This window comes from Shewanella sp. SM101 (assembly GCF_025654465.1).
GTDB lineage: Bacteria > Pseudomonadota > Gammaproteobacteria > Enterobacterales > Shewanellaceae > Shewanella > Shewanella oncorhynchi.
On record NZ_JAKKRH010000030.1, the window covers coordinates 35,374 to 61,710 of the forward strand.

Annotated in this window: 40 protein-coding genes and 2 pseudogenes; 14 read left to right on the top strand and 28 right to left on the bottom strand. The window is 44.5% G+C overall.

The window, feature by feature from the left end:
- Positions 1-29: 29 nt before the first annotated feature.
- Genes L5M38_RS16280 through L5M38_RS16300 form a run of 6 tightly spaced genes read right to left on the bottom strand, consistent with a single transcriptional unit; the run spans position 30 to position 3,973 of the window.
- Positions 30-2,027 (bottom strand): phage terminase large subunit family protein, encoded by a 1,998-nt coding sequence (locus L5M38_RS16280; RefSeq protein ID WP_220592016.1) that lies wholly within the window; start codon positions 2,025-2,027, stop codon positions 30-32.
- Positions 2,002-2,535, bottom strand: coding sequence for a terminase small subunit (locus tag L5M38_RS16285; RefSeq protein WP_263179662.1), 534 nt, complete (start codon positions 2,533-2,535; stop codon positions 2,002-2,004). The genes L5M38_RS16280 and L5M38_RS16285 overlap by 26 nt, the downstream gene beginning before the upstream one ends.
- The gene (locus L5M38_RS16290) at positions 2,489-2,845 is read right to left on the bottom strand and encodes a phage holin family protein (protein ID WP_263179663.1); all 357 of its coding nucleotides are present in this window, start codon (positions 2,843-2,845) and stop codon (positions 2,489-2,491) included. Before L5M38_RS16290 ends, L5M38_RS16285 begins: the two co-directional genes overlap by 47 nt.
- On the bottom strand, positions 2,826-3,074 hold the full coding sequence (locus L5M38_RS24610; protein ID WP_227257030.1) for a hypothetical protein: 249 nt from the start codon (positions 3,072-3,074) through the stop codon (positions 2,826-2,828). Before L5M38_RS24610 ends, L5M38_RS16290 begins: the two co-directional genes overlap by 20 nt.
- Positions 2,956-3,459, bottom strand: coding sequence for a hypothetical protein (locus tag L5M38_RS16295; RefSeq protein ID WP_263179664.1), 504 nt, complete (start codon positions 3,457-3,459; stop codon positions 2,956-2,958). The genes L5M38_RS24610 and L5M38_RS16295 overlap by 119 nt, the downstream gene beginning before the upstream one ends.
- Positions 3,440-3,973, bottom strand: coding sequence for a lysozyme (locus tag L5M38_RS16300; RefSeq protein ID WP_263179665.1), 534 nt, complete (start codon positions 3,971-3,973; stop codon positions 3,440-3,442). The genes L5M38_RS16295 and L5M38_RS16300 overlap by 20 nt, the downstream gene beginning before the upstream one ends.
- Before the next feature lie 577 nt (positions 3,974-4,550).
- Between L5M38_RS16300 and L5M38_RS16305 the strand changes: the two genes are divergently transcribed.
- A complete protein-coding gene (locus L5M38_RS16305; RefSeq protein ID WP_263179666.1) occupies positions 4,551-5,444 on the top strand; it encodes a hypothetical protein in 894 nt (297 codons plus the stop codon).
- 353 nt (positions 5,445-5,797) lie between these two features.
- On the opposite strand, the gene orn is transcribed toward L5M38_RS16305, so the two are convergent.
- The 8 genes from orn to L5M38_RS16345 form a co-directional block, all read right to left on the bottom strand.
- Complete coding sequence (gene orn / locus L5M38_RS16310; protein ID WP_263179667.1) at positions 5,798-6,412, bottom strand: oligoribonuclease; 615 nt, start codon at positions 6,410-6,412, stop codon at positions 5,798-5,800.
- 8 nt (positions 6,413-6,420) lie between these two features.
- Positions 6,421-6,774, bottom strand: a complete 354-nt coding sequence (locus L5M38_RS16315; RefSeq protein ID WP_012196674.1) for a hypothetical protein — start codon at positions 6,772-6,774, stop codon at positions 6,421-6,423.
- Positions 6,761-6,979 carry a helix-turn-helix domain-containing protein gene (locus L5M38_RS16320; RefSeq protein WP_011847783.1) on the bottom strand — a complete coding sequence of 73 codons (219 nt, stop codon included), beginning with the start codon at positions 6,977-6,979 and terminating at the stop codon, positions 6,761-6,763. Before L5M38_RS16320 ends, L5M38_RS16315 begins: the two co-directional genes overlap by 14 nt.
- 55 nt (positions 6,980-7,034) lie before the next feature.
- Entirely contained in the window at positions 7,035-8,291 is a 1,257-nt protein-coding gene (locus L5M38_RS16325; protein ID WP_263179668.1) for a tyrosine-type recombinase/integrase, read from the bottom strand.
- Complete coding sequence (locus L5M38_RS16330) at positions 8,281-8,964, bottom strand: replication protein P (protein WP_263179669.1); 684 nt, start codon at positions 8,962-8,964, stop codon at positions 8,281-8,283. Before L5M38_RS16330 ends, L5M38_RS16325 begins: the two co-directional genes overlap by 11 nt.
- Positions 8,961-9,710 carry a helix-turn-helix domain-containing protein gene (locus L5M38_RS16335; protein WP_263179670.1) on the bottom strand — a complete coding sequence of 250 codons (750 nt, stop codon included), beginning with the start codon at positions 9,708-9,710 and terminating at the stop codon, positions 8,961-8,963. The genes L5M38_RS16330 and L5M38_RS16335 overlap by 4 nt, the downstream gene beginning before the upstream one ends.
- Before the next feature lie 164 nt (positions 9,711-9,874).
- The gene (locus L5M38_RS16340; protein ID WP_263179671.1) at positions 9,875-10,483 is read right to left on the bottom strand and encodes a hypothetical protein; all 609 of its coding nucleotides are present in this window, start codon (positions 10,481-10,483) and stop codon (positions 9,875-9,877) included.
- A gap of 31 nt (positions 10,484-10,514) precedes the next feature.
- A complete protein-coding gene (locus L5M38_RS16345) occupies positions 10,515-10,718 on the bottom strand; it encodes a Cro/CI family transcriptional regulator (RefSeq protein WP_011847789.1) in 204 nt (67 codons plus the stop codon).
- Between the two features lie 79 nt (positions 10,719-10,797).
- On the opposite strand from L5M38_RS16345, the gene L5M38_RS16350 reads away from it, so the two are divergent.
- From L5M38_RS16350 to L5M38_RS16405, 12 genes and pseudogenes are all read left to right on the top strand, one after another.
- Complete coding sequence (locus L5M38_RS16350) at positions 10,798-11,499, top strand: helix-turn-helix transcriptional regulator (RefSeq protein ID WP_263179672.1); 702 nt, start codon at positions 10,798-10,800, stop codon at positions 11,497-11,499.
- 11 nt (positions 11,500-11,510) lie between these two features.
- The gene (locus L5M38_RS16355; RefSeq protein WP_263179673.1) at positions 11,511-12,365 is read left to right on the top strand and encodes a YEATS-associated helix-containing protein; all 855 of its coding nucleotides are present in this window, start codon (positions 11,511-11,513) and stop codon (positions 12,363-12,365) included.
- Positions 12,366-12,904: 539 nt separating this feature from the next.
- Positions 12,905-13,258: a helix-turn-helix domain-containing protein gene (locus L5M38_RS16360; RefSeq protein ID WP_263179674.1), complete on the top strand. Its 354-nt coding sequence runs from the start codon at positions 12,905-12,907 to the stop codon at positions 13,256-13,258.
- A 4-nt stretch (positions 13,259-13,262) separates the two neighbouring features.
- On the top strand, positions 13,263-13,781 hold the full coding sequence (locus L5M38_RS16365; RefSeq protein WP_263179675.1) for an ImmA/IrrE family metallo-endopeptidase: 519 nt from the start codon (positions 13,263-13,265) through the stop codon (positions 13,779-13,781).
- A gap of 171 nt (positions 13,782-13,952) precedes the next feature.
- Entirely contained in the window at positions 13,953-14,084 is a 132-nt protein-coding gene (locus L5M38_RS16370) for a hypothetical protein (protein ID WP_263179676.1), read from the top strand.
- A 269-nt stretch (positions 14,085-14,353) separates the two neighbouring features.
- Positions 14,354-14,707 (top strand): hypothetical protein, encoded by a 354-nt coding sequence (locus L5M38_RS16375; protein WP_263179678.1) that lies wholly within the window; start codon positions 14,354-14,356, stop codon positions 14,705-14,707.
- Positions 14,704-14,964, top strand: a complete 261-nt coding sequence (locus L5M38_RS16380; RefSeq protein WP_220591999.1) for a pyocin activator PrtN family protein — start codon at positions 14,704-14,706, stop codon at positions 14,962-14,964. Before L5M38_RS16375 ends, L5M38_RS16380 begins: the two co-directional genes overlap by 4 nt.
- A 25-nt stretch (positions 14,965-14,989) precedes the next feature.
- A complete protein-coding gene (locus L5M38_RS16385; RefSeq protein ID WP_006082041.1) occupies positions 14,990-15,337 on the top strand; it encodes a hypothetical protein in 348 nt (115 codons plus the stop codon).
- 30 nt (positions 15,338-15,367) lie between these two features.
- On the top strand, positions 15,368-15,646 hold the full coding sequence (locus L5M38_RS16390; protein WP_263179680.1) for a hypothetical protein: 279 nt from the start codon (positions 15,368-15,370) through the stop codon (positions 15,644-15,646).
- On the top strand, positions 15,647-15,925 hold the full coding sequence (locus L5M38_RS16395) for a hypothetical protein (RefSeq protein ID WP_006082043.1): 279 nt from the start codon (positions 15,647-15,649) through the stop codon (positions 15,923-15,925). It begins immediately after the preceding gene.
- Positions 15,922-16,152: a hypothetical protein gene (locus tag L5M38_RS16400; protein ID WP_263179681.1), complete on the top strand. Its 231-nt coding sequence runs from the start codon at positions 15,922-15,924 to the stop codon at positions 16,150-16,152. The genes L5M38_RS16395 and L5M38_RS16400 overlap by 4 nt, the downstream gene beginning before the upstream one ends.
- Positions 16,149-16,456: pseudogene (locus L5M38_RS16405) on the top strand (hypothetical protein). The gene L5M38_RS16400 and the pseudogene L5M38_RS16405 overlap by 4 nt, the downstream one beginning before the upstream one ends.
- 67 nt (positions 16,457-16,523) lie before the next feature.
- On the opposite strand, the gene L5M38_RS16410 reads toward L5M38_RS16405, so the two are convergent.
- From L5M38_RS16410 to L5M38_RS16440, 7 genes are all read right to left on the bottom strand, one after another.
- A complete protein-coding gene (locus L5M38_RS16410; RefSeq protein ID WP_105251424.1) occupies positions 16,524-16,829 on the bottom strand; it encodes a hypothetical protein in 306 nt (101 codons plus the stop codon).
- Positions 16,830-17,318: 489 nt separating this feature from the next.
- Positions 17,319-17,870 carry a tetratricopeptide repeat protein gene (locus tag L5M38_RS16415; protein WP_220591992.1) on the bottom strand — a complete coding sequence of 184 codons (552 nt, stop codon included), beginning with the start codon at positions 17,868-17,870 and terminating at the stop codon, positions 17,319-17,321.
- Positions 17,871-18,261: 391 nt separating this feature from the next.
- Entirely contained in the window at positions 18,262-18,792 is a 531-nt protein-coding gene (locus L5M38_RS16420) for a GNAT family N-acetyltransferase (protein ID WP_263179682.1), read from the bottom strand.
- On the bottom strand, positions 18,789-19,058 hold the full coding sequence (locus L5M38_RS16425) for a DUF1778 domain-containing protein (protein ID WP_012586779.1): 270 nt from the start codon (positions 19,056-19,058) through the stop codon (positions 18,789-18,791). The genes L5M38_RS16420 and L5M38_RS16425 overlap by 4 nt, the downstream gene beginning before the upstream one ends.
- Before the next feature lie 187 nt (positions 19,059-19,245).
- A complete protein-coding gene (locus tag L5M38_RS16430) occupies positions 19,246-19,887 on the bottom strand; it encodes a hypothetical protein (protein ID WP_263179683.1) in 642 nt (213 codons plus the stop codon).
- Positions 19,888-20,113: 226 nt separating this feature from the next.
- Positions 20,114-20,533: a hypothetical protein gene (locus L5M38_RS16435; RefSeq protein ID WP_263179684.1), complete on the bottom strand. Its 420-nt coding sequence runs from the start codon at positions 20,531-20,533 to the stop codon at positions 20,114-20,116.
- Between the two features lie 191 nt (positions 20,534-20,724).
- Positions 20,725-21,210: a hypothetical protein gene (locus L5M38_RS16440; RefSeq protein ID WP_263179686.1), complete on the bottom strand. Its 486-nt coding sequence runs from the start codon at positions 21,208-21,210 to the stop codon at positions 20,725-20,727.
- 614 nt (positions 21,211-21,824) lie between these two features.
- Between L5M38_RS16440 and L5M38_RS16445 the strand changes: the two are divergent.
- Positions 21,825-22,052, top strand: a pseudogene (locus L5M38_RS16445) (hypothetical protein); the annotation flags it as partial.
- 70 nt (positions 22,053-22,122) lie between these two features.
- Here the strand turns inward: L5M38_RS16445 and L5M38_RS16450 are convergent.
- The 7 genes from L5M38_RS16450 to L5M38_RS16480 form a co-directional block, all read right to left on the bottom strand.
- On the bottom strand, positions 22,123-22,875 hold the full coding sequence (locus tag L5M38_RS16450; RefSeq protein ID WP_263179687.1) for a hypothetical protein: 753 nt from the start codon (positions 22,873-22,875) through the stop codon (positions 22,123-22,125).
- A gap of 341 nt (positions 22,876-23,216) precedes the next feature.
- The gene (locus L5M38_RS16455; protein ID WP_263179688.1) at positions 23,217-23,747 is read right to left on the bottom strand and encodes a GNAT family N-acetyltransferase; all 531 of its coding nucleotides are present in this window, start codon (positions 23,745-23,747) and stop codon (positions 23,217-23,219) included.
- On the bottom strand, positions 23,744-24,013 hold the full coding sequence (locus L5M38_RS16460; RefSeq protein WP_168826599.1) for a DUF1778 domain-containing protein: 270 nt from the start codon (positions 24,011-24,013) through the stop codon (positions 23,744-23,746). The genes L5M38_RS16455 and L5M38_RS16460 overlap by 4 nt, the downstream gene beginning before the upstream one ends.
- Positions 24,014-24,180: 167 nt before the next feature.
- On the bottom strand, positions 24,181-24,537 hold the full coding sequence (locus L5M38_RS16465) for a hypothetical protein (protein WP_263179689.1): 357 nt from the start codon (positions 24,535-24,537) through the stop codon (positions 24,181-24,183).
- A 52-nt stretch (positions 24,538-24,589) separates the two neighbouring features.
- A complete protein-coding gene (locus L5M38_RS16470) occupies positions 24,590-25,048 on the bottom strand; it encodes a hypothetical protein (RefSeq protein ID WP_263179691.1) in 459 nt (152 codons plus the stop codon).
- A 145-nt stretch (positions 25,049-25,193) separates the two neighbouring features.
- The gene (locus L5M38_RS16475; RefSeq protein ID WP_263179692.1) at positions 25,194-25,844 is read right to left on the bottom strand and encodes a hypothetical protein; all 651 of its coding nucleotides are present in this window, start codon (positions 25,842-25,844) and stop codon (positions 25,194-25,196) included.
- A 253-nt stretch (positions 25,845-26,097) separates the two neighbouring features.
- The coding region (locus L5M38_RS16480; RefSeq protein ID WP_263147013.1) for an integrase core domain-containing protein at positions 26,098-26,337 on the bottom strand (240 nt) is incomplete at its 5' end.

Consider the following 26,337-nt stretch of genomic DNA (forward strand, 5'->3'; position numbering starts at 1 on the left):
GCTGTTATCCTTGGCTTTATTGGCATTAACTACAGCCAACCGCCAGAACTGCCACCACCGCCACCGTTTAGGTAAGCAGCATTTGCATTGGCCTGTTTTACGGCTTTGGGTTTTGGTTCTTTGGGTTGGTCGCTTGATATGGCGATCGGGGTAACTTGTGAAAGTTTGTCGAGGTTAATGCCGAATTTCTCTATCGCGATATACAACGCGGCCAAGGCGTAAACGAAACAATCTAACGCCTCGTTGCGGCGCTTTTGGTTGTCCCATTTATAGATGATCCGCCCGTTTTGGCGCACCGGCACCTTGCGTTCGCTGGTGAGCTGTTGCAGCTCAACGTCATCACATACCGCTTCGTTGAGCGGAAAGTGAATCGCACCAGGTTTGCGCACATCCACATCAGGGGCAATCCGCAACATCGACATCAACAACTCTTTGGCGTTGTCGGTACCGACCTCCGTTAAGTACACGCCTTTGGCGGTTCGCTTACGGGGGAAGTTGGCGATCGGCTTGCCGTAAACGTTGGCACCTCTAATGGGTATAACCCGCATTAGTCCAAGCTTTTTACTCATGGCGTAAACGTCATCGGTATAGTGGCCGCCTGAGTCCCAACCCACTACGCCAATATTGAGCACAACACCATCGGCACGGGCATAGCTTTGCGCAATACGCTCAGCCACTTTGTCTTTAAGAACTTGATCAGCGGGATCACCATGGAGAATAAAGCGGTCAATTAGCGCCGCCTCTTTACCCGCACCCCAACCCCAAACACGGCCTTCGTAACGGTTATCTTGGGTGTCGATGCCGCAAGTTAAATACACCACCCAGTTAGGCACTTTGCCACTCGGGTACATTTCGCGGCGCTTAGCTAATTCTTCCCACTCTAAGCGTTCGCCGTTGTCGTTATCCCACGGTTGGCCTAACTTAGTGTTGACGAAAGTCTGCAGCTTTTCTTTATCGCCTTTGGCTTTAAAGAACTCAGTTACCAGTTTCGCCCAGCTGTTGAGCGAGTTATAGGCCGACCAGATATGAATCGAGATATTGGGCGGCGTGGTGATGTCGTTTCCGTCGGCATCATAAAAATCTAAAAAGTCTTTAGTGCGGATGCCGGTGTTTTCGCATATCCAAACTGCGCTTGGGTGCAGCTCCATATCATCGAGCTGATTGTTTTCGATACAGCAACCACAGTGCTCACACAGATAATAGGCTGTGCTTGGATCGTGCTCGCCCTTGGCATTTTTATGCCACTTAATCCCAAAGGCTTCTTCGGGGCCGCCCCACTTTAAATCCTGCAGTTCGTCGCAGTGTGGGCAAGGTAAGTTGAACCTAAAATAGTGCGGTGATTCGCTGCAGGCTTTTTCAATCTGGCAGGTACCGAGCACTTTAGGCGTTGAACCGCGAATCGACTTAGGAAACATCGACAGCTCGATACGAGTATCACCAAGCGATGTGGCGTTACCTTCGTGCTCGATGGATTCATCAAAACCCGCTAGCTCATCGTAGATCACATCATCAGTGGAGATTTCGCGATAGTTAGCTGCAGCGGTACCACCGCGCACCATCAGCGTTTTGCCGTTGGTGAATATTTTATCTTCTAGCGTGCTGTCTTTATGTTTGCGCCCCATCCAAGGCGCAAGCGATCGCCAAACAGGGATGTCACGAATCGCCGTTTCAACGTGCTTTTTCATGAAGGTTTTGGCTTGACCATCACGAGGTTGATAGATCAACACGTTGCGCTTTTTGTGCTCAATCTTGTAAGCAGCATTAGCCATCAGCATTTTGGTGTAACCGACACGCGCTGACTTCATTAAGTTAAGCGTGCTGATTTGGTCGTTACCCATGGCATTAAGAATGCCAATTTGAAACGGTAAACTTTCCCACTTGCCCTCGGTGTAAGAGGACTCAGACGACATGTAAAAGTGCTCGTCGGCATATTCAGAACAAGTGAGCATGGGTGGGCGATAGAACGAACGCAGCCCAGCAGCAACGGCAGCTTTCAGATTTTTAATCTGCGCGGCCGATATACTCATCTAATAAACCCTCAATGCCCTCCGCAAGATCGGCGGCGGTGTTTTGGCTTTTAATCACCTCCGCTTTGATAGCGTCGATTGTGCGTTCTGGAATGTCGGGGAATTTGCGTTTTACCCGTATGTGTATTTGATCGAGCACTGGGGCAATTTGCGCAGCAATGCGATTTAGCACAAAGGTGGCAAACAGAACCTCTACCACTTCTTTACGGTCTTTTTCGTTTTTAAGCTCTTGGCCGTCGGCTTGTGCTCGGGTTAAGCGCCAGCGTTCGAAGTCGATATTTGGCGCATCTGGATCATCTTCATCAGGTTTAGTGATGTTTTTTTTGCGCTCGTTGGCAAGTCTGTTACCCACCACATCGGCCATTTTGTATAAACTCACGCGGCCGCGCTTGCTGTGCACTGGCACGTCCCACTTATCAAACGCTTGGGTGCTGATCTCAAGGCTTTTGCATAGGTCGGTTTTACTCAGTAGAACAGGCTCGGGTGGTGATGGTTGAATGCGGGCCATTAGGATGCTCCACTTGTTTTAGCAGGGCGGCTTTCAGTTGCATGTCGGCGGCGTGAAGTTCTTGTTTGCGCTTTTCGTCTTTTTCTTCTTGTAAGCGCTCTCGTTGCTCTTGGCGACGCTCACGTTGACGGCGAAACTCTTGATAAGCAATGTTGCCCAAAAAAGTGAGGATAGCGAGCAGTAAGCCAATTAACATCGCCACTTTATCCATAGTAAAGGCACCTCCCAATGTGCTCATTAGTGACGATATATAGGCACTCAACGTAAACCCTTTTTGGGTGGCAACATCATTAATGTATGGATTGTTCATGCTGTTTTTCCGTTCGCCATGTTTCGATGTTATGCAAATCGGTATCACACTTGGTGATCACGGCTAAGAGTTGAATGATGCAATCGGGCAGATCGGCATTAGCGTCTGAACTACATTCGGCTGGCAGGCACTGGCTCATTAATGATTGCGGCGGTAACACATATTGGGTCTGCTTGGTGACTACGGTGCGCGCAATAGGCGGCGTGCTTGAGCAGCCGCTTAACATCATCAGGCACAGCAGTATTAGCCCAACTTCGGGTTTGTTCATTGGCTGAGGTCCTTAGTTTTTTAATGGCTTCTCGCTGGTCAGCAAGCTGGCGATCAATCTCAGCCTTGGCTTTAGCGGTTTGTTCATTGAGCGCTAAGGCAAAGGCGTAATCCTTAGCAAGCCTGTCACGTTCGATGGCCTGCGCTTGCAGTTCATCGGTAACAACTGTGAGATCATCTTGCAGTATGCGCTGGTTAACGGCGGCTGTTTCTAGCTGCGAGTTTTTTAACGCGAGGTCGGCTTTAACGGCGGTGAGGCTAAGGCCAAGTAGCGTTATCACTATGATGAGCGCTGCGATTAAATACAGATGCAGCGAGCCAGTGGCATTAATGATTTTTTTCCACATATAAATCCTTTAAGCAGATTTTACGTTCTTTTTTGCGGCGTTCGACTAAGCCAGGCAACTTGATATCAGCGGCATAGACAAACCCATTACAGCCCTTTTTTCCGCAGGCTTCGGTAAGTTGATGACAAGCGGCCACCCGTTCGCCGCGCAGTAACAGCTTGCGCAAGGTGGAGGTTTGAAAGTTACCCGCGCCAAAGTTATAAATCAGACTGAGATAAGCAGCGTGCTCACCTTCGGTAAGTTGCACCGGATACGTTAGCCGCCGCAGCTGCCGATCGGCTTTGCCTAAATCCTTGGCGAACATTTCAATGCATTGCTGCTCGCTAAAAAACTGGTTGATCTCAAGCTCGGGGTCAGTGTGGCCAAAGCAGGCAGTGATAACTTCCACCGGATCAAGATAGGTGTGCAAAACGGGCTCGCCATTCGGCGCTTCGGTGGGAGCTATCAAATTAGCCCCAGCCAGCGCGACAGCAGAAGAAAGCCCCAGTGCCACGAGCTTTTGCTTTAATGACATAGGTCAGACTCCTTTAAAATGAGGTTAGCCTTAGCGCGGCCAACGGTTAGATCAACGGTTAGGTAAGCCGCCTCTAACAGCTGATGTTTTTAGTGTCTTTCAACGTCCGTAGCGATCATGTCAAACACCACTGCAACACATACCCACCACGACCACCATTGCAGCGGCCGCTTTTTTTCAGCGGGGGGGTTAGCTAACGAACAGCTATTTGGATGTTTGCGAACAAGAAATAGCGCCAAATAAAAAGGGCCCCTAAAAGGAGCCCTTGGCAGACAAATAACGTGCGACTGAATAAATGTAACCTTAGCAAGCGTATACAAATGTACTCGATTTTAAGGGCCTTGAAAGCGCCAAAAGTGTCGCTAAAAGCGACAAAAGTGTCGTTTCGGAATTTGTAAATATGTGATACGTGAAAACTTAATCACAGAGGATTTATTGTTTTACTTATCACTTAAGTGATAAACAACTACCAATCAAAGATTATTTCAACTGGTAATGATCTACTTTAGATGCTGACAAACTTTTTATTATGTGGCCAAATTGTTTAAGCCGCCGACCAAAACAACATGGAAAAGGTATGTCATTAAAGGACTCTGTAGACGAAGTATTAAGGAAAATAGGAAGAAATATAATGCTCTTCCAAGAACTTGAACATTTATTAAAGTTTATTGTTGCAAATAGAGAGTTATCAGGATTTTCAAGAGATTTAGAGAAGATAAAAGCAGCACGGGTTAAGAATATCAGCAAGCAAACGATGGGGACGTTGGTTGGACAGTATATTGAAAATACCAACCTTGATAGCGAAGCTATCTCATCAGAACCCGAAGTTATCGATGACGCATATTTATCTTTTCGTTTTCACTTAGAATGCGACGCTACAAACTATGAAGCAAAAAAAGTACGCTTAGCCAATTTAGTTTCAAATAGAAATAAGCTGGTCCATCATTTACTACCGAGATTTGATAGTAATTCTGTAGACAGTTGTCGGATTATTGGAGATGAACTTGACGAGCAGAGTAAAGAAATACGGGAAGAAATTGAAGACTTAAAAGCCAATGTGAGTGCCTTAGATAGGGCTAAAAATCTTCTTGTAAGCTTTCTCAATTCAGAGGAAGGCAAAAAAATCATGGAATATTCTTATTTAATAAATACTCCCTTAGTCATAATGTTAGGGAAGATTGCCGTTCAAAGGCAGAGAGCAGATGGTTGGACATTGATAAATACTGCAGGACAACTACTAAAGCAACATCTACCTGAAGAGGTTGCGGTATTGAAAGAAAACTATGGACATAAATCGTTAAAGAGTCTCATCCTTGCAACTGAGATATTCGATATGCATGAAGAGACGACAGATAAAGGCGGTACTAGAGTCTTATACAGATTGAAATCTGGATGTGAATTGTCATTTGCCAAGCCTGCGGATGAACAGATCATATTGACCTCAAAGCTAATCTCTAACTCTGGTGATTAGTGATAGTTCAGTAACTACATCTCTCACCAATCAAATCTTACTGAACTACGATCTAGTCCACCTCAAAAGATCTAAAAGTTGTGGTATTCGATCATAGATCGAAGCGCTAAATCCTTACCAACTACATTGCAGGTTAATCCTTTAAAATCAGTAAATAACAATCTAAATTAAGAGAGCTTTTTTTTAGCATTAATCAATGTTCATAAAACAACAACCAACCTCCCCAAAATTCTCATATGTAGTGAAGCATTGCGCGTCACCGCCCCCGCAATCAACCGAGCCGGAAGGACCCGTGATGATAATAGGTCGCATCTAGCTCTGATGATAGCCATTCTCATTTGAACAGGCCGTACCTAACCTATTGACAAAGATGATATTTCACAACCAAACAACTCGTCGCGATAATACTTGAGTTCTGCTATCGACTCCCGAATATCGGCTAAGGCTTCATGCTGATACTGCTTAGCCTTAATCGCATTACGCTCAACCTCAGGCGCCCAAGCTCTAGCTGCGAGCCCTAGTGCTGATATGTCTAGCTGCCTGTAATGCATGTACTCATGAAGCTCAGGCATTTGGCACATGATAAACGAACGATCAAACATGATTGAGTTACCCGCAAACACCACACCAGTCTTAGCTTTACGGTCATGCTTAGGTATTCCCAGTGCTTTCAGGTGTTCGAGTACCATCTGCTCAGCCTGTGCTAACGATACTGATGAGGCACGAACAGCAGCTAACAACCCACTCTTGGTATGCACATCTATCGCCCACTCATGTGACCTTGCAATGTGTTCATAGTCTTGATGCACAACAATGTGCAGCGCTTCACCCACTTGGTTTAGCTCACTATCAGTCACGATAAAGGCCAGCTCAAAGATAGGATAATACTCCATACCCAGCATCCCATTGTCTAAGCGGCCGTTCAGCCCACCCGTTTCTAAATCACCAAACAAAAAGAATTGCTCCATCACCCACCTCACTTTGCTAATTGAATCTCTGCCCTTCTCAACCAATACACATACGACTTCTTGCTATCGAACCCCATCAATGCCCACTGGCCTTTGCACACGTAACAGGTGCGAATCGCCCGAATACAGTTTGGCGATAACCGCTCAATCATCCTATCGAACTGGACCACCTGCTTAGGAACGCTCAACTCCCTAACCAACGCACATCCATAAACCTGCACCTCACCTAACTTATCGCAAGCACTGCGATTAGTGAAACCTTTACCGAGTTCTTGGAACGCCCAATAACGCCCCCAGGCATTGAGCCCAGCACGAAGGGCTTTCATGTTAATAACCTGCTCTTGCGCATCACATACTCGCATTAGCCACCTCCGTGATCTGGTCTATCGATAAATGGAATACATCATCCACTATTGAGCGCAGGTGGTTATAAGGCACGTTACTCTTGCCATTCTCCCATCGCTGATACGTTCGGCGGCTTATCCCGTAAAACGCCGCCACTTCGTCCTGAGAAAGCCCCTTAATCGCCCTGCCTGTTTTTAGAATTTTTGCAGCTGGATGACTCATAAAACCACCTTATTTAGTGCCATTGCATACTCTTGTAAGGCTGATGCAACGATCATCACAGCCACCCACTCACACCAAGGGTTTGAGCACTCCCAACATTCGCAGACGATCTAGGGATTATCTCGGGCGCAACCTCACTAAAACCGAGCGAAATTAAATGCGCGTGATACGCATCAAGCGCACTCAACATGCCCTTATCCAACGTCGAATGAACATAGGTACGCAAAAGCACAGGCAAGGCATGATTAAGCAACCGCTCACCCACCATAGTATCTACGCCCATGTCTTGGATAATCGTGCGGCAAAGCTTTCGCAAATCATGCGAGGTAAACTCCTTAAACCGAATCGTCTCACTCCAATAATGCGCAGTGCGCTGGCTAATAGCGCCAACATCACCCGCAAACAAAAACGCCCGCTTACCCACATTTTTAAGCTGCCACTGCAAATAATGCTGGATCAACGCCTTAGCCGTAGGCGTTAACGGTAGCCGGTGCTCTTGGCGGTTCTTCGCATTCGCCGCAGGAATAAACCAAAACTCACCCGCAAAATGCTCCCATCGTGCCAAACGGGTTTCACCAATGCGCGTCCCAAACATCAGCATCAACATAAACAACATCGCCACCGGCATAAATGCATCACGCAACGCCACAAACAACGGCCCTAAGTCAGACTCCATCAAGCGCGTATCAGGCTTAGGTGATAAGGTTAAACTCATCGTCACTCGATAACCCATCAGAGGATTAAGCAATAACAACCTAAAATCCGCCGCCAAACTCAACGCTCGCTTAAGCACATTCACACTCAAACGAATATAATGCGGCGCATACCCCTCATTCAGCATCAGCTTCACCAACGCACTATCCACCACCAAAAACGACAACTCAGCCAAGGCCACATCACCCAGCTTAGGCAACAACTGCTTACGCATAATCGACCTACAGTTATCGCGCCAGCTCGGGCTTAACGTCGTATTACCATCCAAATAGTCCCCATACCACAACAGCAAATCAGTCACAGTCGCAAACTCACCACGCAACACATCCGCGCCCGCACTGCGCTTAGCCAACATCACAGGTAAATCCGCCAAAAACGTCTTAATGCACATGCTCGGCCACACGCCTTGCTTCTTCCAAACCGTCTTATCCCCCTCATTAATCACCAAATGCACACTCGCCTTCGCCCTATCCACCGTTGCCCGTAAACGCACCTCAGGAAACTGCGGGTCCCTAAAATCCCGCGTCAAACCGCCACGTAACCAACGGCGCAGCGCGGCATCGTTCAACTTACCCACCTCAACCCCGCTAGCAGCCATCGTTTGCCCCCTTAAGCCCAAGGTTGGTTCGTAAATTGGCAATAATTGATTTCGCCTTTGCCGCCTCAGTGGGCCGCGTCACCGTTTCAGGCAGTGCCTTAGGCAACTCAATATCGGTCAACTCGCCACGGCTAAAGCGCCTGCATAAGACTGTGTAATTGCGCTCAAAGGTCATTAACACATCCTTTTCAAGCCCAGTGGCAAACATCCAACTGCCCGTCTCGCGCACCGCTAAGCGCACCACATCATGGCTCCACGTATGCTTATCAGGATGATGGTAATGGCGCGTTGCCTCCTTAAACGCCGCCTCTAACTTGGGCAGCCCCAAATCACAGGCCGTCGGTTGGCACCACAAAGCAAACTGGCGCGGTGTCGGCCAAAACTGCCTATCGCCCTGCTCGCGTCTCGCGCGATTCAGCCCCGCTTGCACTTGCTCGCGGCTCGCAATGCCCTGTGCCGCCAAGGTTTTAAGCCACTCGGCTTTGTGGGTCGCTTCGTCCTCAGGCCGCGGTGCACTCACCGGAAACAACACCCGCAACTTGCTAAACACGCTGTCTACAATCGCCATGTCCATCGCCGTAGGTTCGGGTTGGCTAACACGCCCCTGCCCAACCAACGGCTGGCGGATTAAGGTCTGCAGTGATTTCATGCTCGTATTTTGCTTGGCAGTCATATCAAAGGATCCTCAGGGTCATACACCGCATGGCGCCAATCCACTTGCCCAACGGCGGTACCCATCGGTCTTGGCAACGGCGTTAGCCAGTGGCGTTCGCGGATAAACTTGGTAATACCGAGCACAAACTGGCCGTTAGCGCTAAAGCCCCAACTCGCATCCAGCGCTGCAGCCTCCTTCAACCACGTCACCGCCAACACGCAATCGGCATCGGTCAGCTTTTCAGCCTTCCACGCTTTCCACGCAGCCGAATCCGACCCGCCTTTGCGATGGGCGGGATACGCTTTGAAAAACGCATTGAAAACCGACTTAGCACTCGTAGCTGGACAACTATCTTTTAAAGATTCCTTGATAGGTTCAAAAGAGTGATAGATTCCGGTGCTATCTGGTGGCACAGGGGGTCTGCTATCTGGTGGCATACCTATGCTATCTGGTGGCACCTCTTCGGTGCTATCTGCTAGCACAGGGGGTGCTACCTCGTAGCAGATTGAAATCGTGTAAATATTGGTTAAATTTCCCTTAGGTCCCTTACGATTTTTAATCGTTACAAAACCCATATCAACCAAGGCCGCAATATGCTTTCTCACTGTGCTATGACCAATCTCGCACTGGTCAGCAATATGCTGATGGCTCGGCCAACATTCACCATTATCGTTTGCGTTGTCGGCCAGCTTAATCAACACCAGCTTGCGCAGTGGATTACCCACCTTGGCCTTCATCGCTTTTACCATCAATTCCATGCTCATAAGCCACCCCCAAACGGAGTAACCCACAAAGCCGAATTGACGCAACCCCCATGCTTTCGTAACATGTAATCGCCTCTCTTAGGTATTAAGCCCGCGCCTGTCGCCAAACTTTTGCGGGCTTTCTTATTCTCGATAAGTAATCGATGCGTGTTCGTGTTCCGTCATCAACAACCCGCCTTACCGCCTTGACTCGCTAAATACGGATAGGCCAGCTCTAACGCCGCCATGCTCGCTTGCGTGGTCGCCGCCGACTCTTTTAACTCACGGTGCGCCGCCACTAACTGCTCGCGCTTGGGCTCCTCGCCCAAATGGATCACCGCCACTTGCGCCTCAGCATTCTCTTTGGTGAGCGACGCTGCCATATCGGCCACATGCAGCACATGGCCATCATTCATGCGGTCGGCAATGACCGTCACCCCTGTGCAACCAAATACATCGTTGAGATACTGCACCCGCAAATGCTCAGGCAATGCCGCTACCAGTGCTTGCTCAACATGAAACAAGCGATCCACCTGCGGATGCTGGCCCTCATACTGACCAAGCCAACGGAACAGCTTTTGGGCATTTATCCGCGCATCGTTGTGCACGTCTTGGCTGCTGGCAAAGCTAATGCCCTCCGCCGCCAACACTTCACTCAGCCCAAGGCGTTCAACTGCCGCAACAAAATCTATCGCCAGCGCAAAGCGTGTCATCTTGGGCAATTCCAACACCCGATGAATCGTTTTCATCAACAAATTCAAACGACTATCTTTTTTACGTGAATGGGTTTTCATGTGTACTGCCCTCCTTCAACCTAAAGTGAACCTAAGCCACACTCGCTGACTCAGGATTATCTAAAACAACGACGGGGTTAACTTTGAGTGCGCCATCGGTTAGGCGCTCGATTTGATAAGCGCGGAGTTCGGGAACGTCATCGCCCCATTGAGAAACGGAAGCTGGATTAATACCTAATGCATTAGCCAGTTTCGATTTCCCTTTGAAGTATTCGACGGCAAGCTGAGTTTTCATTTTTCACCACCCTAAACTTAAGTTTTCCTAAGTATCAATACAAATAAAACCTAAGTCAAATTGATTTAAGATAACTTATATGAAAACACTCGGTGAACGCTCTAAAGAGCGAAGAAAAACTATCAACCTGACTCAACTCCAACTTAGTAAAAAAGTAGGAGTTTCAAGCGTTACCATTTCACAATGGGAATCAGGTGACACATCTCCAAAGGGTGAAAATCTTTACAAGTTGGCTCAAGCACTTCAGTGCTCACCTGACTGGTTGATGTTTGGCGATAGCAAAAACACGAAGAAACCTGAATCGAATGCTGAATGGGCAGGCGGTTTTGACCTATGGGACAACGATAGTCCACTGGGTGAGGATGAAGTCGAAATCCCCTTTTACATGGATGTCGAACTATCAGCGGGTGAAGGCATTACAGAAGGTGTTGAATATAAAGGCCCTAAGCTCCGTTTTGCTAAAAGCAGCCTTAAGCGTCAAGGCGTAAATACAGATCATGCAGCCTGTGTCAAAGTAAATGGCAACAGCATGGAGCCCGTATTACCCCACGGTTCAACGGTTGGTGTCGATACCTCAGCCACCGAAATCGTTGATGGTAAAATGTATGCCATTAACCACGATGGCATGATGCGCGTCAAAATGCTCTACAAACTCCCCGGTGGTGGTCTGCGCCTGCGCAGTTACAATACTGAAGAATGGCCAGACGAACACTTGGATGCTGAAAAACTAAAACAGATCAAAATCATCGGCAAAGTGTTTTGGTACTCGGTGTTAATTTAGAAAGAGCTATGATGAATATATCACAAGAGAATCTTACAAGTAGTGCAATCGTAGTTGGCGAATACACACATAGTCCACTGATTTTAATGGTTATAATCGGATTGTTTGGTGGATGGTTGTCATGGCTAAATACTGATTATAACGAGAGTTACTGTCATCGAAGACTTGCAAGAAATCTGATTACAGGTGTACTTGCAACATTCATGGTTCCACTATTTTTGCAGATGATTGGCAGTAATCTTTTAAAAGATATTTCTCCAGATTATCAAAATATTTATGTGTTTCTTGGGATGTGCAGTGCAGCTGCATTCGTTTGTCAAAAATTTGCATCTTCTATATCACAACAACTGCTGCAAAAGGCAAACGACAAAGCGGAACTAGCTGAAAAAACAGCTCAATTAGCATCAGAGAAAACTTTATCAGTTCAGATTGATCAGATTAAGCTTCAAGGCTCAATGCACATGATAAAGCAAGAGTACGAAGAAGCTTTAGTTTTTATGAATGAATATCTTAAACATAATCCAATGGACTCCAATACATTATGGAGAAAAGCATATTGTTTGAAAAGAGTTGGAGATGTACCCCAAGCGATGAAGAACATCGACTTAGCAATACAGCATTCTGTCAAACCTCCTGGAATGCTTTACTTTAACAAGTCCTGTTATATGGCTTTACTTCAGCACAAAGTTTCAGAGATCGTGGAATGTCTTGAGATGGCTTTAAAGTTAGATGAAGACAAAGTAAAAATTGCTATCTCAAATGATTTGAGTGATGATTTTAGTTCCATAGCTCATAAAGATGAGTTCAAAAAATTACTTGATAAGTACCAGATAGACTATCCAAAACCTTTAAGTGATTATCAATAATATTATGGCCCATCAAAATATTTTGTATAAAAACACAATGTTGTTATACTGAGATTGTTATACTGTTCTAACAGAGAAAACTGGAGTTGCGTATGATAAAATATATTTTGATTCAAGATTTACACGATACTGAGCCACCAATCCTTGGTTAGGCTTTAGCAGTGTTACGTTACTCAAGTAAACCGCCATCCGGCGGTTTTTTATTATAAAAGGTAATAATATCAAGCTCTAACCCTGCTATTCAACAGACGCATTGCACTAATAAGCACGTGACAGGAAGAGCCATTAGTCGATAGTTATGGATAACGCCCCCACCTCAATACTCAATTCGCAGCTTACTTTAACGCATCATCATTCATACCCACATATTCCCTTATCTGCTATAAAAAATGAATAATCTGAATCAATTGACAGTCTTCATTGCGTCTAAAATGTAACTGGTTCTTTAATGAAACCAAAATTGGTTGATTTAGGCGGTTGTTTATGGTTTAATAGATAATGAAGATATAATCTTCATTTGGAGACACGAGGACAATACTATGAAAACTACAGCCTTAGGCCGTTTGTTGCGTAAGCTACGGATTGATCGTGGAATGATCATGAAAGACTTAGCTGAGGTATTAGGCGTTAGTTCTGCATATTTATCAGCTATTGAGCTAGGTAAGAAAGCGGTTACAGATAAAAATATACTTAGAATGATCGAATATTTTGACTTAAATCCCGAGGACTCTGCAGAGCTGAGGCATGCAGCAAAAACGTCTCAACCCTCAATTAAGATAGAACTAAAAGATAGTTCAATTGAACAGAGGGAGCTAGCGGTGTCATTTGCCCGCAATTACCAAAATATATCGCCTGAAGATCAGAGAAAACTTATGGAATTGCTGGAGGGATAGTGCGATGGCACATAAACGTAAACTTGGCCATAAAGTAAAACCTCTCAAAACTGCGACCATTGAGAGTTCTGCAAGGAATTGTCGAGATTCATTCAGACAATTTAAGCCTTACATTAATATTTGTAAGCTTTATGAAGTCCTACAAGAGTTAGGTGTTTTATGCTTTGAAGTAGTAGAGGATTATGAGTTAGGCGATGAAGAAGCTCGAACCTATCCGAATGCTAAACTAATCAAAATTAAAAACACGGTATACGAAGCCGCGGCTAATGGTGATGGACGCGCTCGGTTTACACTAGCTCACGAACTCGGGCACCTTGATTTACACAAAAATCAAGAACCAGCATTTTCGCGTGGTGACCACCAAGTTTATGAAGACAGCGAATGGCAAGCTGACACCTTTGCAAGCGAGTTTTTGATGGATAGTAGGATGATTAATTCTACAGATACAGCACAAGATCTTGTGGAAAAGTTTGGAGTTAGCTACACAGCAGCGGCATTAAGGCTCAAAAAAATGAGAGGATAAAGAAAAGGAAGGCTGCGACCCCTTCCTTTTCTTAGATACTTATTACGCAAAATACCTAGGTAACGTTGTCATCTAGGTATCTGGTTGAAACAGCATAAAAGTAAACTTGACAGTCTTATCTTAGTGCAGTTTCCATCAGTTTGTCAACGACGACAGATTGAGGAGATACTCATGCCAGCATTATGTAATGAAGATGTTGTTGTGATCTTTCGCCCTTATATCACTCGAAACGGTAAACGAATTTTCCGTAAAGATGGTGGTATGTGGCGTTTAGAGATACCAAAATCAAAATTCAAAGGTTAGACATTTGTTTTTTGATTTACAAAAGCCTTGTTAATCCAAGGCTTTTTACTTTCTAAAATGTTCTTGTAATTTTCGAGACCGACATCAACTTAAAACAATAAACCCTCCTTAGTTCAATACTTTAATTTATATCATCCCATGCTTTAAAAATCACCAAATCAAAATAACCAAAAATATTTTAAGTTTTCCTAATTTTTAACTTGACCCATCACTTAAGTTTTCCTAAATTGTATTTAAGAAAACTTAAACAAACTACCGAGGACAGGGAAATGATTCTAGCGAAAGTTCACACCACACCTAAGCAACGCGATGAGTTTCGTCTACTGGTGGCAATACGTTTTGCCTGCTTAATGGCGCTGGCCAAGGGCCACACCGACCCGATGGATTGCCCACGGGTGCAAGCCCGCTGCGCCGAGCTGGTAAAGCATTTTGCCTATCACCACCCAAGCGCTGCCTTTTACCGCCAGTTTATACGCCACACGGGCGAACTCGGGCTCAACTTCAGCCTGCGCTTCACTGAGCCCCAACAAGGTTTGTACGGCAAGGTGATGGTGTGGCGTAACGAACAGGCGGCCACTAACGTGCATCCGCTGCAACTCACCCAAGCGGAGCAACCAACATGAGCGGAATCAACACCGCGTTTTTGCTTATGGCCCAGTTCAACAAAGTGATAGTGCCACTGGATCAAATCAGCAAAGAGTATTTTGGCCTCGAACCGCGTACCGCGGCCAACTATGCCAAAGCCGGCCGCTTGCCCTTAGCCGCCTTTCGCACCAGTAACAGCAACAAAGCGCCTTGGATGGTCAATGTCACCGACCTTGCCGAATACCTCGACAAGCAACGCGACGCCGCCAAGCAAGATCAAATCAACTTAGCGTAATCAGCGGCTCAGTGGGGAGGTATCTATGTTTTTTGTTTACGGCGTGTCCATGACCTTAGCGAAAAATCAAGCGGCCAAAAAGTGCAGCACCTCAGTAGGCGCGCACCCTAACCGCCGTCAACTAAGCCCCGACGAGTACCAAGCTAAGTTGGATGATATGGCGCAGCACTTATTTGAAACCATGAAGCCACAACGCCTGTCGCATTCGTTATCGACGCCCGCGCTGTGCCAGCAATACATCGTGTTAGCCATGACCCAAGAAGCCCACCGCGATGTACATATTCGCTATCACAAGCTGTCGGACAAGGTGAACCCCAAAACCAAGAAACCCATCATCAATCTGGTGGTGTTTAACGGCGAAGCCGCAGCTTAGCCCTGCTGATTCAAAAGGAAGGAATAGCGCATGAACCACTTACTCCCAGGCTTTGAATCACAAGAGCGCGTTGCGTTATTGCTATCGCTCACCCGCATTAGTTCGCCCGAGGTGATTGCCGCGTTAACGCTGCATTACACCAGTGCCCTGCCCGCCGAACGCGCGGCGGCTCGCCACGGGATTGAACTGTCGAACTTTATGCGCGGGCAAAAGAAGTTAGAGCAAATCGCCGCCACGGTCGAGGCCATTAAAGCCATCGACTGGGCCAAGCTGCAATCAAACCCTTTGCAACCGAAGCAGGTGGCCTAAATGACTCAATCAGCGGCGTTTCGCCATCTGTTAAATCATTACCGCAGCCATAAGTTAAGCCTGTTACTAAAGGCAAAAACGGGCGACAGCATCAAAATCGCGCTGGCACTGGGCGCGTTAGATTGCCTGTATTGGCAAGCATTGGGCAACGGCTTAACCAACTTAGCCAAGGGCATTAGCCGCACCATAGTGTATTCGTACCGATATCACCCAATGCGTCTGCCCTGCCATCCGCCTGTCAGCCAAACCAGCGACAACCAAAACAAGGAGGCGGCATGAATGCGTTCAGCACCAAAGATGGCGTGGTCACGTTATCTAAGCCCTACTCCACCTTGATGTGCGATCAGCAACAAATCGAAGTGAAGTACACCCCCAACAACTACCACGGCTGGGGCATTTGTAAGTCTTTTAACGCCATCGAGTGCAGCGACTTCGGCCAAGCCGACGCCGAAGTATTCGCACTCAATGCAGAATCAAAACTCAGGATAAAAGGAGAAGCAGCATGAACCCGATACAAGCAGCAACTGTAGAACGTGAAGAAGGTTATTGGACCCATCCCGATTTGCCCGAGTGGGATGAAGGGGTAACCCGTGTGGAGTGTGAAGCATGGGCGGCGAGTTTGTGGCGATTTGGTTTGAACTCGATGCGCCAGAAAACCTCATCGAGCGCTACTTTGACGAGGGCGACACCGATATCAGTGACTGGCAACCCGTTTGCGACAAGGCCGGATCATTCTTGCTGAGTATTCACGACACCGAAGATGGCCCCGTCGCGCAGTTCTTCGCCCCGAAGGACAAGGAAGCGGCGTGACGTCCAAAGCATCGCCCCTGCGAGGTCCTGCCCCACAGGGGCGATGCTGCCTTTGCTTGTTAAATGCTTATACTTTGATGGTGCCATTGGACCACCCCTCTACTAGCTGGCCAATATTGGTTGCAACCTTTTGAAACCTACCCTCAATTGGATAGAAAGCCCAAACCCCAGGCTTATGGATACGGTAACAAAACTCAATACCATCAGCACCGGCATGACCAATAACCAAGTGCTGATGTTCATTGCTTATAGTGACATCAGTTAACGGAAGCACTAACTGCAAGAAAGACTGCTCATCATAATGGCCACCCTCGTACCTTGATAAGTACTCAGCGCAATCATAATTTTCATCTAAGAATCTCTTGGCAAACACTCTGATTCCTTGGGGCATTTAACGCCCCAATAAGGGGCTGATAATGCTTGGCTAAACTGTGAAGCGGAGCGAAACTGAGCCAAGCTTTAGCAGTCCCGCACTTAATTGGCTTTTTAGGTGTATTATTGCATGCACATTATAGAATCCGAACTATAACTACCATGTTGTTTTTTATAATGTATTTCAAAGTTTTGACCACAAACATTACTATCTACAAAATTTTCACAGAAGAAATAATCCCCGTCGTGATTTACATACCAATGCGTAATGTTTTTTTTATTTTTTGATTGCAATGACACTGGAATGTCTATCGCCTTATTCCAACCGTTAAGATCAAACTCACACCCTTTTGGTGGAGTTGATGAACAGCCAATTAAAACAAAAGCAAGTAATGATATTCGCCACACTCTAGATACACCTAACGTGGAAGTGAGCGGCCTGCGCGGCTTTTCGCGCAGGTCCGCTCGACTGCAAGATTATGTTTCACGTTCACCGGAGCGCCTTTGCCTTGGCTTCAAAGCGAGCAGCAAGATCACTATCGGTGGTACCAGCAGCTAAGTGCCTACCATATTTGGACAATACCTCGCTGGCGTAAGCCTGTTCACGCGGGGAAAACTTTTCGGTCAATGGCAGCACACGCTCAAGATAACGGGCGCCATCGGACCACTTGTCTTGGGCGGCGAGGCTAACAGATAACTCAAGAAGACGACGACCGATCTTTTGTTCGGAAGGAACAGGCAACTTATCTTCTATTGCCAACGATTCCTTGAACAGTTGTTCGGCCTCTCCGAACTTGGATAGACCCCGCTTGATACGGCCGAGGTTGTAAAGCGCCTGAGATTTTAGCTCTGGGCCGAGGTTGCCCCAATCGGTATTTACCAGTGCTCGGTAGCAAGCCTCCTCAGCAACATCGAGGCGGCCGTTACTTTCGGCAACTGCGCATGTTTCTGAGTAATTGTCGAAAGTAGCGCGGTTGATCGGATTGGCACAGGCCCCAAGAAATACTGCAACCAAGGCTGCTACTGGAAATGAATAATTCATGCGTGCTCCAGTGAAACATAACGTCTTAAAAGTGCTCACACGCGTTTACCTATTAGACCAGTAAAAACGCGCATAGTTAATTACTTGTAATAAAAGAAAGTTATCAGTTCTTTAACAAAGAAACCATGCAGAAAAACACTGTTGCGCGAGTTCTAAACCTATTATCTCAAGCCGCGTTTCAATAAGTCATTGATTAAAAATAGTATAAACTGGAATCAGCCCTATAAGTGCGCACAACTATATTTGGTTATAATCCGTGAAATGTGATCAAATCGAATAATACTGTATACATAACAGCATCTAAGACTGAGTTGTTATGAATACAAAAAACAGTTTCTATGCACGAATGTGAGGAATAGGCAGCACGACAGGTAAGGCGGGGAGCTAGTAGCTAAGTGAATAACTGACCGACTGTTTTCATTGGAATAAACATTCTTACACGACCGTTGATTTCACAAAGAACCTCGAAACCATACTTAGCGTAAAATGATTCAGCTTGGCCAGTTAAACAATCGACCACAATGGCATAAGCTCGCATGTGAGCGTTAATTTCCCAAAGATATTCTAGCGCTTTGATTAAGCTAGCTTTACCTAACCCATTACCATGAAACTCTTTATGGACAGCAAGTTGAGCAAGCAGAAAGACCGGAATGGGATAGCGTGGTAACTTTTTACCCATGGCTTGCGGCAAGGTATCACGGCAAATTGAACTTGGTGCGATAGTATAAAATGAGCAAATTGGGTATTTTTGATTGGGTAATGGCGTAGCAGCAGGTAAAACCATTGTGCGGCTAATACCTGCTTGCATGTGTTTCGCTGCTTGAGTTTTGATAAAATCGTTTAACTCTGCTTCGCCACAGTCAAATGATGCTCTATCGTGTTGTGATTTATCCAATTCTTTAAAAGTCTTGGAATAACTCACTTAAACTCACCACGTTTAGTAAATGCAGCCGCTTCACGCAATGCCTTGTTCGGGGCCTTAGCCTCATCACAAGCCATTATGAATTGGTCGAATACATCAGCTTTAACAGTAATGCTTTCGTGCTCAGCAATCACCTGAGTTGAATCTTCGTCCATTAAGCGAACAACGTATTCAGTTAAGCTTTTTAAACCAAGCAAAGCCGATGCTTTCTCAGCCTTAGCTTTGATCTCTTCATCCAAACGGATATCAAGTCTTGCAGTAGCCATAATACCTCCTATCGTACGGAGTTAATCCGTAATGGATTGGAGTATAAAGTTTAAACAACCACAGCGCAACTTGTACGGACACAGTACGGATGCGATTTTGCTGATTTGTAGGGACTAATGCTCGCCTAAACGGCGAGCAACTTCTTGCGAGTCACACGGTCACAAACAGCGCTGTTTAAGGCGCTTTTTAGCGCTGTTGTGTCTTCTGTGTCTTAGTCAGCTTTTTAGGTTGCTTTTCGACAACTCGGCATGCAGCATTAACATCTCTAGCCCCTTTTAAAGTGAACCAAGCGATAAAGAACATATAGAAAACTACGCATATAAAATTAAATAAAATTTCACCATTAGCACCAGCCATTAATACCGCTATAAGGAGTAACATAGAAACTACTCCACACAAAGATGAAAGCATAAATAAAATACCATAAATCCATCTTATCGTTTTTAACCAATAGTTTTTCCGATAGTTTATTTTATTATCTTCAAAATTTAAATATGAGTACCCCCAAATATAGTCTTTTATAGCTGTTGAAGGTGATTCGAAACTGAGTAGGTATTTAATTTCTTTGTATGTAAATGAGCGTTTATAAAGCTGAGCGAAATATTTTTCAAGCTTATACTTTACTGCTGCACTATTTTCCTCGTTTATACTAGAGGAAAACCCTTCAATATTTTTTATTTCTATTGTGTGGGATATTGTAGATATTTCTTTAAGTAGTTTAAGCAAGTAAGGTATGGTAAAAATTACTGCTAAAATCACTGCTGAAATTATTACCCAAGGATTTTCCTGTTCAAATATGAACTTTGAAAATTCGATTGATTCCTTCATCTATACTCCGTGACAATGTGATCAGCCTAATATTCTATTAATACGTATGCGCGCTTACCTCATTAGACCAGCAAAAGTGCACATAGTTAATTGTTTGTAATAAAAGGAAATTAGCAGTATTTTAACTAATGTCGCTGCTTTTGATAAAGCTACCGACACCATTTAAATCAACTGGCTTGCTTGTTTCATCACTTGAGATCAGGTCGCAACTATGCACGACCAATCTCTATTGTTGTACATCACTTAACTGGTACTTAAAGGTTGCTTCCAATCCATTAGTCGGTTCTTTACTATATTCAGTTATCTTTTTAATTCCCGAATAAAGCCACATATTTAAAGCAGACACACTCGTATTCCAAAAAATGTCTTCATTCTCACAATGTACAACCTTAATGTTAAATGGCTTACTACCATGGTCGACACTTTTCAAATCAAATGAAAGCCTACAGTTACCCGTGATTTGTCTTTCGAGTGCTTTTTGGGGATACGATGGAACAATTAATACTAAAGGTTGAATTTCATTATGAAGTTCGACCTTCGGTAACACACTCTGATCACGAGTTTGAGTTTGAGTTTTGGCTTGATGGTTTTGGCAAGCAGCTAAGGATAAAACTAAAATTAAAAGTATAAAACGTCTTAGTACCACAATAATCTCCCAAGGTTACAGTCCATCGACTGCAGTAAACAGCACATATAATAGAGCAAGCTATATAGTAACATTTATCATTTGTTATTCCACGAATCTACACCCTAGCCCAATCATCTGATTTCATGGATGCACTTGCAGACACCATTTAGCCAAAGAGCTTCATCATGTCATTATGGACTTAAAAACCTCTATTTTAACTCTTCTTTAAGCTGTTCAATTTGCCTATCAATAGATGACACCTGCGTATCGGCCTCTTGGGCGGTGGCAGTCATTTCCTGCGCTAAGCTTTGCTCCCACGTTGCACCGGCTAAGTTGTTATTCGCATACTGCCGACTTTCGCGCAGATTACGTAAGCGCTGGTCACGTTCAGCAATCACCCGCTTACGATCACCCTCAAGCCGAGTGATCTCTCGGGCAATACGTTGCTTCTCAATATAGGTACTGATTTCTTTTTTCTTATCAGAAGTAGCGTTTGAACCCACGCTTGATTTTGAAATGCTGTCACTGCTTTTAATAAAGCTACCGACGCCACTTAAATCAACTGGCTGACTGTTTTCATCACAGGGATCGGCTTGATACTTTCCATCAGCACATTTATAGACTTCGGCAAAGGCCGAAAAAGTAGGACCGCTCGTTAACACCAGCGCGAGTATTATTAAAGATTTTCTATCCATAGATCACCTCAATGTTGATAAACAGTAGATTACGCTTTCAGGTATCCAAAACCAATTCCAAAAAAGCGAGGTATCCAATAGGCATCCACGCAAATATTTTATTAATATTTATCAATAAACTAGATTAAAATCCTACCTATCCAACATGGGCGCAATGGAAAAGGTTCTATCGAGGGTTTTAGGCGCTAAACCTTGGTGCTGCTGGGTTTTATCTAAATTCATTACAATCCGAAAAGTTAATATTTTTGCTAATTTTTGTACGTTTTTGCATGTTTTGCATGTTTTGCATATTTTGCATATTTTGCATTGTTCGGGGAACCTATAGTGATCCACAATGGATTGGACTGAGGGGTTCGGGGAACCAAAAACATGGCATCATATAGCATTCAAAAACGCGAAAAAGCCGACGGCACTGTACGGCATCGCTGCCTAGTTCGTGTAAAGAAAAACAGCAAAATATTATACACGGAGCAACGTACCTTTACCAAACACCAAGCTGCTTAGACTCTCTGACCATAACAACGCCATTAACATCGATTTGTTTGAACAAAAAATGAATATGAAATGCCCCCCAAAAAACCATTATCACTACAGTTAAGTCTTTAAAAACCAGTAAGTGTGAAGTATGGGCTGCTGAAAAGGGCGGCAAGTTTGTGGCGATTTGGTTTGAACTCGATGCGCCTGAACATCAGATCGAGCGTTACTTTGACGAGGGCGATAACGATATCAGCGATTGGCACCCCGTCTGCGACAAAGCCGGATCATTCCTGCTGAGTATTCACGACACCGAAGATGGCCCCGTCGCGCTGTTCTTTGCCCCGAAGGACAAGGAGGCGGTGTGACGTTTGGTTAAGGGGCGGATTTTAACCCGTCCCAGAGAGCGAAGCGAACGATTTGAACCGGTTGTTAGAACTAACTGAGATCTTCTTCGCCATCACGCAGTGCTACAATGCCCAAATAAAGGCAAATAGGAACAGTTTTCCTAAAAGCAGGGCCTTGAAGATCATATGCTAGCCATAAGCCAGAAAGAACCCAAAGCACCGGGCCCAAGGCGTTTATCCAAGGGTTTCTTTTCATTAGTTCTTTAACAAGTTGCTTGGCTGCCTCACGCCCTATAATTTGCACAATTAAGCTAACAATGATGGTTTCAATTATACCGAGCGTGATTTTAGGGCCAAGGACTTGAACTAAGATAGGCAGAATGGCGACCTTACCATTGCTTTTTATGTGCTCTAAAATTAGATCTCCGTCTACGTCACCTACCCCCATCCCCTTAAAGGCTTTAGCTAGTTCCTCTGGTGTTTTACTTAAAAGTTCTTTCTCAACGACAACATTTACAAGTCGCTCAAGCCTAGACTCGGTGGAGCCACCAATTTTTATGTTAACTTTTAGTTTTTTGCATACATCTTCAACGATCTCTTTTGCTTCTACTCCACTGTCAGTACTAAAAAGTGCTCTTTTCAGATATGCAATATCAGATGAACCATAATATTTTATTTGTTCATCCATTAATTCGATCAGCTCCGCGCGTGAGTTTACACAGCCATCGCAAGCAATAAGCAACTCTTTGCGTCGCTTGTCATTTGTTAATGAAAGGTAACTATCAAGTACCTCTGATAGGTAATAAAAGTCATCCTTTTTGCACTTAGAAATTATGGACTTCATATAAACTCCTACGGTTCTAAAGTCTTAGTATTTATGCGCTGCGCGTTTACCTCATTCGACAGTCAAAACGTGCATAGTTAATCACTTGTAATAAAAGGAAATTATAAATTATTTAATAAATAAACCATGAGGAGAAACACAGATGCGCGAGTTCAAAACCTACCACCCCAAGCAACATGTAAATAACTAATTTATTACAAATGGCATATACTGGCACTAGCCCTGTAAACGAGCAAAACTATTTTGGTTTTATTTCGTGAAATGTGATCAAATCGAATAATACTGTAGACATAACAGCATCTAAGGCTAAGGCATAGACAGTCAAGGCGGGGAGCTTGTAGCTAAGTGAACAACTGACCGACTGTTTTCATTGGAATAAACATTCTGACACGACCGTTGATTTCACAAAGAACTTCGAAACCATATTTTGCGTAGAATGATTCAGCTTGGCCAGTTAAGCAATCGACAACAATGGCATAAGCTCGCATGTGAGCGTTAATTTCCCAAAGATATTCTAGCGCTTTGATTAAGCTAGCTTTGCCTAACCCACTACCATGAAACTCTTTATGGACAGCAAGTTGAGCAAGCAGAAACACCGGAATGGGATAGCGTGGTAACTTTTTGCCCATAGCGAGCGGCAAGGTATCACGGCAAATTGAACTTGGGGCGATAGTATAAAATGAACAAATTGGATATTTTTGATTGGGTAATGGCGTAGCAGCAGGTAAAACCATTGTACGGCTAATACCTGCTTGCATGTGTTTCGCTGCTTGAGTTTGGATAAAATCGTTTAACTCTGCTTCGCCACAGTCAAATGATGCTCTATCGTGTTGTGATTTATCCAATTCTTTGAAAGTCTTGGAGTAACTCACTTAAACTCACCACGCTTAGTAAATGCTGCCGCTTCACGCAATGCCTTGTTCGGAACCTTAGCCTCATCACAAGCCATTATGAATTGGTCGAATACATCAGCTTTAACCGTAATGCTTTCATGCTCAGCAATCACCTGAGTCGAATCTTCGTCCATTAAGCGAACAACGTATTCAGTTAAGCTTTTTAACCCGAGCAAAGCCGATGCTTTCTCAGCCTTAGCTTTGATCTCTTCATCCAATCGGATATCAAGTCTTGCAGTCGCCATAAAACCTCCTATCGTACGGAGTTAATCCGTAATGGATTGGAGTATAAAGTTTAAACAACCGCAGCGCAACGTGTACGGACACAGTACGGATGCGATTTTGCTGATTTGTGGAGGCTAATGCTTCGAATATGCAGCGTGTTGTTTACGTTTAGACCACAATTTGTTTATTAAAACTCCCTTACCCATAAAGGTGAACACGCTTTGTACGAGTGGTCTACTTGCATTAATTCATCTTTTTCGTTGAAAAAGAAGCTAATGCCCTCGATTATTACAGACGATGCAAATTTTTTATCGTCCCATGATTGGTGATTATATTGTTCTTTTACTTTCTCAATACCTAATTTGGATTTTGCAATCATTAAAAGCTCGTCTTTAGTAAGTGAGCTGTTCACAAATTGGGATAAAACAAAATTATCACGCTTTAATTTAGGGTGAGCTTCGATGGTGTAACTACTCTTAATGAACCAAAAAATGAGGTAAAAATTCAATAGCAAACTGAGAGAGAACAACACTTTTAGTAACATATACACCCATCCCTGATTAGTAGTTCTAACGCCGAGTTCAGGCCGTGGCCCGTCAGGACCGCCACGCCTGCAGCGAATTGTTAGCCGTCACCGCGCCTAGTGTGAACTCTGTGATTGCTGCGTTCATCTGGGCGTAGATACAGCTCTCTACAACCGCGACTCCGTCCTTCTTGAGCCTAGCCACAAATACCTCCATGGCCGAACGAAGTGCAGACCCAAGATACTGCCGGAGATCCTGTTCACTCGCCAGACGCCAAACTGACTCAGGGATTTGAATGTCCGCAGTAATGTAACGACTTTTCTTAGCAAAGCGCACCCGATGAATTCCCTCAGGACCATAGGTGGAAAATTCTCCATCTACTCTCAAGACGGGCAAGTACTCATCTACCGCATCGCAGTGCGTAGAGGTGACGTGCTTTTCTAACGCGTGGAAGAGTTCCACTTTCAGACGGCCTATACCGCCATCTTGTGGGCCACCACACTCGCAACCAATTGAGATTGGACTTTGCACATTCTTTCCTTAGACGGCTAACGCCGAGTTCAGCGGCAGTTTTCAAATTGTAGTTTTATGAAACACTTTGGCGCAGCAAAACCATAAAACCGCGAGTCTAAAACTCGTCAAGCGCAGGCACGAAGTGCCAGAACAGCATGTTATGTTAACAATTTAGTGGGTCTATTCCTATGCTTCGCACATGTAAAAATCCTATAGGTTCAATAATATATTTTTTATCATTTATAATAATGGATGGTAACTGGATAGAGTAGTTTTCCAATTTATACTCAATATCTCTTGAAAAAATACTTATTGACGCACCAGAATTAAAATACTTTTTACCGAATAGTGTGTTATAGCCGAAAAAGGTATTACCACTTATCTTTGATGTTGGATTTACACGGAGATATTCATCCTTATTAGCTGATTCACCAGAATTAGTATTTGAAATATTCTCTGTCCGTGTGATTAATTCAGTAATTTTTACATTCCATATTTTGTTTGTTGTATTGTCAGTAATTAAAATTTCGTCGCTCTCAAATTGAAAATATGTTCCAGATGGTGCAAGAATTGAAGCTGAAAAATAAAAATTATTAAACCTCTCGTTTTTTGCTGAACTAGAGCTAGATACTTCGAGCTCAACTCCCCCACTAAGCTGTATTGATATTTTATCCGCAGGGCCTGAACTTCCGCAACCACTACTGTATGTAACTCCTTCGCTATATATTGGCTTGTAGTAATCTCTAACTACAGGCGCACACGAGACAGATATTATTGAAAGAGAAATTATAAATACACATTTTTTGAGAAGCATATATGGCACACAATTTCCTTGGAAACATAACGTCTTAGTGCGCATGTGCGTTTACCTCATTAGCCAATAAAAAACGCGATACAGCTAATTAACTGTAATAAAAGAAATTTATCAGTACTTTACCAAATACACCATCAGGAAAAACGTGCATGCGCTATTTCAACTCTTCTTTTAGCTGCTCTATTTGCCGATCGATAGATGACACCAACGTGTCGGCCTCTTGAGCTGCAGCGACTTGTTCCTGATGTAGTGGTCAAGTAAAATTGGCCACGGTTTTAGAGTCATTCCAATATAAACGTTCTGACTCATTTGGCGTTAACCCACCATTATATTGATGGGGTCTGGTCTCACTGTAATATCCAGTGATGTAATTTGTGATCTCTTTATCTGCTTCTGTAAAATTCCCATAACCACTGGCGGGTATCCACTCAGATTTCAAACTTCTAAAGAAACGCTCCATTGGTGCGTTATCCCAACAATTCCCGCGACGACT